Origin of the sequence: Nostoc sp. LEGE 06077 (genome assembly GCF_015207705.1) — a bacterium.
Classification (GTDB): Bacteria; Cyanobacteriota; Cyanobacteriia; order Cyanobacteriales; family Nostocaceae; genus Nostoc_B.
Genome location: NZ_JADEWI010000107.1, coordinates 1 through 7,729 on the forward strand (window position 1 = coordinate 1; position 7,729 = coordinate 7,729).

Annotated in this window: 3 protein-coding genes and 2 pseudogenes; 2 read left to right on the forward strand and 3 right to left on the reverse strand. The window is 38.9% G+C overall.

Going from position 1 to position 7,729, the window contains the following annotated elements:
* A pseudogene (locus IQ244_RS31710) lies at window positions 1–184 on the reverse strand (IS5/IS1182 family transposase); the annotation flags it as partial.
* Between the two features lie 121 nt (window positions 185–305).
* Window positions 306–1,748 (reverse strand): annotated as a pseudogene (locus tag IQ244_RS31715) (leucine-rich repeat domain-containing protein); the annotation flags it as partial.
* A gap of 472 nt (window positions 1,749–2,220) precedes the next feature.
* On the opposite strand from IQ244_RS31715, the gene IQ244_RS31720 reads away from it, so the two are divergent.
* Both IQ244_RS31720 and IQ244_RS31725 read left to right on the forward strand, forming a co-directional pair.
* On the forward strand, window positions 2,221–2,643 hold the full coding sequence (locus IQ244_RS31720; RefSeq protein ID WP_228059293.1) for a DUF4351 domain-containing protein: 423 nt from the start codon (window positions 2,221–2,223) through the stop codon (window positions 2,641–2,643).
* A 163-nt stretch (window positions 2,644–2,806) separates the two neighbouring features.
* A complete protein-coding gene (locus tag IQ244_RS31725; RefSeq protein ID WP_193900636.1) occupies window positions 2,807–3,967 on the forward strand; it encodes a beta-ketoacyl-ACP synthase in 1,161 nt (386 codons plus the stop codon).
* Here IQ244_RS31725 and IQ244_RS31730 read toward each other — a convergent pair.
* Window positions 3,953–7,060, reverse strand: a complete 3,108-nt coding sequence (locus tag IQ244_RS31730; protein ID WP_193900637.1) for a plasmid replication protein, CyRepA1 family — start codon at window positions 7,058–7,060, stop codon at window positions 3,953–3,955. The genes IQ244_RS31725 and IQ244_RS31730 overlap by 15 nt on opposite strands.
* Window positions 7,061–7,729 lie beyond the last annotated feature (669 nt).

The window sequence follows — 7,729 nt, forward strand, 5'->3', positions numbered from 1 at the left end:
CTCCAATATTGAATGACCATTAAAACTTGGTCTTCAATAACTAATTTAGGACTGCGACCAGGCTTCTTTTTGTTTTGAGCATCAGCTTTAACTACATCAACCATTAATTCAAAAGTTTTACGGCTTACTCCAGTCATTCGCTTAAATTTTTTGCAGTAAGCTGTTTGGCTTTCTCTATTTTCACGGCTCCTCAAAGTCCTAATCGCAAATTGCCAAGCCTCTAATTTTACCACAAAACATTTTTGCAAGCGTTCTACTGCATCAGTACCCCACTTGGGTTTGAGGATGAGAATCTTTTCTAAAATGGGGTCATCTTGAAAGTGCAAGCAGACTCCTAAATCGTGCAGATAACCACTTAACTGCAATTTGTCTTTTTGTTCAGTAAAACCATTTTGCTGGCAGATGTTGAAATATTCATCTAAGCTGATGTAGTTGCGCGGATCATTTTCTAAAGTTTCTCTAACTTTTACCCACGTTTTAGGTAATGGTGTACCCACGAGAGGTAAAGACCTAATACAATGCTTGATTTCTTGGATGACATTCTCTAAACGTTGGTCGTTTTTAGCCAGGTTGGTTGCGAAGGTTTCTTTGAGGTTATTAAATTGCCCTTTCAATTGCGGTTCATTAATTTCACGCGCTCTATCGTCCTTCTCATTTTTAATTATTAGCACTGGGCTGCTTTCACTGAGCAATTCCACCACATTTAGCAAGTAGTAAAAATCAGTGTCTTCTTTGCGATTATCTGCAACTAAAGCATAGAGAGAACGTTTAGTGAGAAAAAATTGGTGGGTGGTATGGGAAATTTCTTGTCCGCCAAAATCCCAGATGTTGACCCGAAATTCTTGCTTGTTATCCATTGGGAAACCCCACTGGATAACCTCAATTCCCTTGGTAGAGTCGTCTTTTTGAAGTTGATAATTTTGGTCTTTAATCTTATTGGCTAGAGTTGTCTTACCTGCACCTGCCTCACCAACTATGAGTAACTTGGCTTCGTACAGGTAATCTGTGCCTTCTGCTTGCAGTTGCCGGAAGTAATCTCTAATTGCCTCAATACCTTGGGCAACAATTTCTAGTGGCGGCTTTTCGATGGGGTTGTCGCTTAAATCTAGGGTAGTGAGTTGTTGGAGACGGGCAATCGTTTCTGGCAGTGTCGTGATTTGGTTGCGGCTTAAATTCAGGGTAGTGAGTTGTTGGAGACGGGCAATCGCTTCTGGCAGTGTGGTGATTTGGTTGTAGCTTAGATACAGGTATGTGAGTTGTTGCAGACGGTTGATTGCTTCTGGCAGTGTGGTGATTTCGTTGTAGCGTAAATCCAGGGTAGTGAGTTGTTGCAGACGGTTGATTGCTTCTGGCAGTGTGGTGATTTCGTTGTAGCGTAAATCCAGGGTAGTGAGTTGTTGCAGACGGTTGATTGCTTCTGGCAGTGTGGTGATTTCGTTGTAGCGTAAATCCAGGGTAGTGAGTTGTTGCAGACGGTTGATTGCTTCTGGCAGTGTGGTGATTTGGTTGTCGCTTAAATTCAGGGTGGTGAGTTGTGGCAGACTGGCGAGCGCTTCTGGCAGTGTGGTGATTTTGTTGTCGCTTAAATCCAAAACCTCCAACCATTCCAGTTGAAACACCTCCGATGGAATCTCTGTTAATTTTTCCTTGTCATTAGTACGCCAATCATTACTTAAATCTAATTCTTTAAGCTGCTGCTTTTTCGCTTCTCGGATTTTCGCAAGGAAACGTTGAGGCGTTTCTGCCATACTGAGGTTCACCTATGAACGATAATTATGATTTAATGCCCCTGATTGGCTGAACAATCTCAGAGCAATTCTCCATGTCATATCACACTATATGAGTAGTAGTAGATTCTACGTAATTGTGATAAAGAATTTATCATTGTAAATTTGCAAATGGCATGGCAGTAGTTACAACTCATGAATGAGTCTTTGATACTCGTGGGCGAGTCTTTGATATTCGTGAACGAGTATATTTTGCTCATGAATGAGTCTTTGATACTCGCTGGCGAGTCTTTGATATTCGTGAATGAGTCTTTAATACTAGTGGACGAGTCTTTGATACTCGTGAACGAGTATATTTTGCTCATGAATGAGTCTTTAATATTCGCGCGAGAGTCTTTAATACTAGTGGACGAGTCTTTGATATTCGCGCGAGAGTCTTTGATACTCGTGAACAACTCCCGCCTCGGAATTTATTCCGAGTCTCATGGCTAAAATGAATATAGCGTCACAAGACCGCCCCAGAGTAAAATCTGAGTGTCTGCGTCTATTAGCTACATTAAAGTTAGATCCAGCACGGATGCAGTTAATTTCTGGGTTTATTGACACCTATCTAAGGCTAAATGCCCAAGAAAAAGAAATATTCCAGGCGGAAATTGCCCAATTTGAACCAACTCAACAAGAGGTAGTTATGCAAATTGTCACCAGTTGGATGGAGGAAGGGATAGAACAAGGTTTGCAACAAGGAGAGTTGAAAATCATTCAACGTCTATTAACAAGGCGCATTGGTGCAATCACTCCAGAATTACAAGAGCAAGTGCGGGGATTACCTTTAACTCAATTAGAAGATTTAGCAGAAGCTTTACTAGATTTCTCCTCGGAAGCTGATTTAGTGGCTTGGTTACAACAGCAGTTATAAGATTTTATTCTAACAAGCGATCGCTCCCTTTCTTAGCGAACTTTGCGAACTTTGTGGTTTATTAAAAGCGATCGCACTCCAGCCTGAAAATGTATTACTTCACACTTCAGAATTAAGATTGCACACTTTATACTTTCTTCGTCCCTGCTTGTAACTCACTAAATTGGTTAAGGTTGTTGTCACTGGTATTGGTTTAGTTTCCGCTTTAGGCGAAGGTTTGGAGAATAGCTGGCAAAATTTGTTAGCAAGTAAAACAGGAATTAAATTACAGCAACCATTTCCAGAACTTGAACCAGTTCCCCTAGGCTTGATGGGTAAACAGCCATCTGAGTTAAAAAGACTTACTGAACTGGTTGTGACTTCTGCGTTAAAAGATGCTGGTTTGTCTCCCCCTCTACCTGATTGTGCTGTAGTGATTGGATCGAGTCGCAGCTATCAAGGTGCTTGGGAATCGTTGGCTAGACAAATGTATGAGAAAGATCCTCATTTGAAAGGGGAAATAGGTTTAGAAAATTGGCTTGATGTTTTACCCCATATAAATGCGATCGCATCTGCTAGACAAATTGGCGCAATGGGGATAGTTGCAGCACCGATGGCGGCTTGTGCTACAGGAATTTGGGCAATTTCCCAAGCGGCTTTATTAATTCAAACTGGACAATGTGAACGGGTAATTGCTGGAGCGGTGGAAGCGCCAATCACACCTTTAACTATCTGCGGATTTCAGCAGATGAATGCTTTAGCCAAGACTGGTGCTTATCCTTTTGATGTGCAGCGAGAAGGCTTAGTCTTGGGTGAAGGTGGCGCAGTGTTGGTTTTAGAGTCAGCAGAGTTAGCCAAGCAGCGCCAAGCGAGAGTTTATGGTGAAATTCTCGCCTTTGGTTTGACAGCCGATGCTTATCATACCAATCAGCCAGAACCTTATGGCAAAAGTGCGATCGCTGCAATTAAACAATGTCTAGAACGCAGCAATTTAACTCCAAATGATATTGATTATATTCACACTCACGGTACAGCTACGCAGCTAAATGACCGCATTGAAAGCAAAGTTATACAACAGTTATTTCCTAAAAAAGTAGCTGTAAGTTCCACCAAAGGCGCGACAGGCCACACTCTAGGCGCTTCAGGTGCGTTAGGGATTGCTTTTTCTCTCAAAGCTTTACAAGAAAAAGTTTTACCTCCATGTGTCGGCTTGCAAAAACCAGAATTTGATTTAAATTTTGTGATGACTGCACAACAAAAGGCCGTTAAAAATATCTTGTGTTTTAGCTTTGGCTTTGGTGGTCAAAATGCAGTCATAGCGTTGGGTAATTCATTTTCTTGGTAAACTGGCTAATACAGGTTGCTGCTTTACAGGCTCAAAGTTCCAATTAGAAAAATTATTGATTTCTAATTGCTTACCTTTTAGATTAGCTAACATCAACTCATCTTGTTGATACCAAATAGCAAATATTTTTTCTCTACCATCATAGAAAGTTTCCTGGTCTAGTTGATAACCTTCATTAACTGATTTCAACTTTAATCCTAATAACTTGAGTAATTTGCTAAGTATTTTAATGGGTGAAGTTGTTTCGTCTTCTCTAACTAAGTCAATACCCAAAACTCGTTTGATATGTTTACTGTGCTGATAAACAACATCTTGCAACCAGAGTAAATCAGCATCATCTTCAGTAAATTTTCTAGCTGTGTCTAGGAAATCCAGTATTCCCAAAGCTTTCATTGCTTCAACTTTGCAAGTATAAGTTTTAATATCCGGGAGAAAAACTTTGCCTTCACCCCAAAATAATTGCTGTTGCCATTCATTTTGATCTCTCACATGAAAATAATCACTTTCGTGGGTTAAATAATAGTGAATTAATAATTGGGCATAATAGCCTTGATCATCTTTTATTTTTAGTAAAGGCGTAACTTCTACCCCATACTTTTGTCTGAGGGTATATTTATGTATTTGATTCCGTTCTGTATCTGTGAGAGAATTTTTAGATGTTAGTTGTTGATATTCAACATAATCAATATCTTGAGCTTGGGCAATAATATTGGCAGTAACTAATTGATTCTTCTGTTTAATTTCCTGCATCTGATGTTTAATATCTTTGGCCTTTTGGCGCTTATCTGACCAATCTCTTTGGACTTTCACAATTTCTAAAATTAACCTTTTGCGCGTTGCTAAATCACTAGAGTCAGTTGCTAAAAATGCTAAACGTAAATCTCGAATAATATTATTATGTACTGCATTACTCCGCAACCAAATTTGATGTCCGTCATTAGTTAATCCATCTTGCATTGATTGACGGTAAAGGCGAATAGAAGCATTGACTCTCGCAGATAATTTAGCCCAAGTACGTAAATGAATCGGGTCATATACTAAAGGTAAATCCACATCTATTTTATGCAGTGGGCTAAGTAATGCTAAATTTTCTTTTTGATTGGCTTGATACCAATCAGAGAGTAAGCGATAATTTGTACTACCACTACCAATCAAACCAATTCCTCGTTTAGCACACCACACAATTCGAGGTATATTATCTCTAACTCTGGCTAATGCTTGTCGTGCTTCAGAATCGGGGATTACACCTTGAAAAATACCATAAACTCTATCAAAATGTTGTACATCAATACTAATACCAGTTCCTAAGCTGGGAGTGACAAAAATTGTGTCGTAATTTTCTATTTGCTGGTTAATAGTTGCAACGAAATCTGCTGCTGGATGATCGGGTGTGTTTGTAGTTCTGCTACTAATAACTAAGCTTTTAGGAAATTGATAACGTAATTTTTCTAAACGTTCTTTGAGATAATTTTCAATGGTTTCACAGCTATAGCGCCCAGAGCGACTATCGGTAGTGACATAGCATTTACGCCCTGCTAATAAGTCTAATTCTAATTGATGAATTAAAGGTGTGGGGTTAGGTGAATCATAAAAAGTTATTTCCCAACCGCGTTCTGGTTTCCATTGATTTGCCAATACCCAAGGCGTAATTTTAATTCCTGATAAACCTTGTAAATATTCTAAAGATACATCTGATAAGTCAGCGTCTTGAGCGATTACTAAACCACCAGTTTTTAAAACTGTCGTAATTAATTTCTGGAAATTTTTTAAAATTTTGACGCGTTTACTTTTACAAGTATCACTATTTAATAAATGCCATAATAATTGCTCTACTTCATCTAAGATAATTATTCCCCCTTGCCAATTATCTGAGTTTATTTTCCAAATAGAGTCAATACATAAACCAAGAGATGCGCTATTTTGGCGTTCAAAATAAGATAACAAATTAGGATGATTATTATTTAAACCCCATTGAATCCCAACTTTGTCACATAAAAATTTTCCTAGCTGGATTCTATGGGTAATTAACAATACAGGCTGATTTTTAGTTTTAGCTTGTTTGACAATATTTTGTAGTGCTGTGGTTTTACCTGTACCTTTGGCTGATTTAACTCCTACTAAACCTGAGTTAGGAAAAGCTATTTCACCTAAATAAGGACGGTTGATTGTGAGTGCAGCCGGAATAGTTAATTCTGTGTGTGGTTTGGTGTGTGCTAGGTAAATTTCTAAATCAACACTTTGGCGATAAACTTTATCGAAAGCAATACTATTTTTGGCAACTATTAACTCATCAACGCCTTTTTCGGGGCCGGGAAGTTCGAGAACTTTGACGAGACAATTTTTTTCTTGGAATAAGCAGCCAAGTTGCGCGATCGCATTATTCACCGCTGCTATGGTCTTGGGTTGAGTTTCAAAATCAAAACATACATATATAGTGCGTTTTGCAGTCGCAAACAAACCTAAGTCGGGAATTAGCTGGCGACTGGTAACTTTGCCAAAACCATCTTTGACAACTCGATAACCGCTGGTAATTCCCGGAACTGCGATCGCTGCGTATCCTTGCGTTAACAGTGCAGCTGCCTTTTTTGCACCTTCGCAGATAATCACGGGTATGTTCTGTTCCATTACCCATTGCCAAAAACCGACAGCTTCGCCGTTAGCGTCAATGTTGATATTCTCAGGTAAGTTGAGGTTATAACGCCGTGCAGCTTCTTGCCACACTTCCAGCGTCACCCGCAAACAAAATACCCTGGTTGGTGTGCTGGGTGGATGTTCATATTTAATTAATTTGCCATTATCTTTAATGCGCGGTTGGTTTGGCTTAAAGCATCCCCATTCCATTGGTTGCCAATTATTTAGCGGATCTAGTCCCGCACACCACCAACCGCCAGCGGTGATATGACTGTAACGCTGCAACCAACCACTTTTTACCATACCTGTGTTTGTCCGGGGGAGTAGTTCGGAAATTAACAGGTATTCGTAGGCGATCGCACCTTGAAAAGATTTAAAATTTAGTTGCGCTAGGTGTAAATCTATACTACTGCCCTTGACTAATTCTTCAAGGTGTTTTGGTTCTAAATAGTGTAGATGCATGATGAGAAGCGCGAACAGAATGGGTTGGATTTAAACCTTATCATGCCTATCCCAGTTTTTTTGATCAGCAACTACTATGTTTTTTTGATAGTTTTTTATACCTCGTTGCTGTAAATACAATGGTGAATCAGTAGGTGAGCTATTTTAGCTTGCGGGATCGCTGAACTAATAAGCTTGTATTGTAATAATTGATGAATATGAAATTTTGTTTATCAGTATTAATTCGTAAGTAGCTGGTAATAGCTTCCGCTTGTATCGTAAAATCTTTGCTATGTCAAGGTGTGGAGACAAGCTATTGCTTGTCATTAAATACTGCTTGTTAGGAAAATGTAATAAAAATAGCTGGAAGTAAATTCATTAGACTTGTCCACAAAAGATAAAAAGCTTACTGTGAAAGCGTCAAACGAACTATAACTGGGATGAAACACTAATTATGGCTGAACGCAAGAATAAGGTTTTGGGGATGAAAATATCAAACTTATTAAAAGTTTTCAGAAACATAGCTTTCTAAATAATAAAATCTAAAGGCTGATAATTCAAGTTTCATTACTTAGTATAAACGAATAATTTAGATGTAACCTAACTAATCCACATACAGCCATTATTACCTGATTATAACGATGTCGAGCTAAACGAAATCTCTCACTAGCTACTCGAAAAGTTTTAACT

Coding starts and splice junctions, on each gene's coding strand:
- IQ244_RS31730 (WP_193900637.1), bottom strand. CDS start 7,060: ATGCATCTACACTATTTAGAACCAAAACACCTTGAAGAATTAGTCAAG.
- IQ244_RS31720 (WP_228059293.1), top strand. CDS start 2,221: ATGAATATAGCGTCACAAGACCGCCCCAGAGTAAAATCTGAGTGTCTG.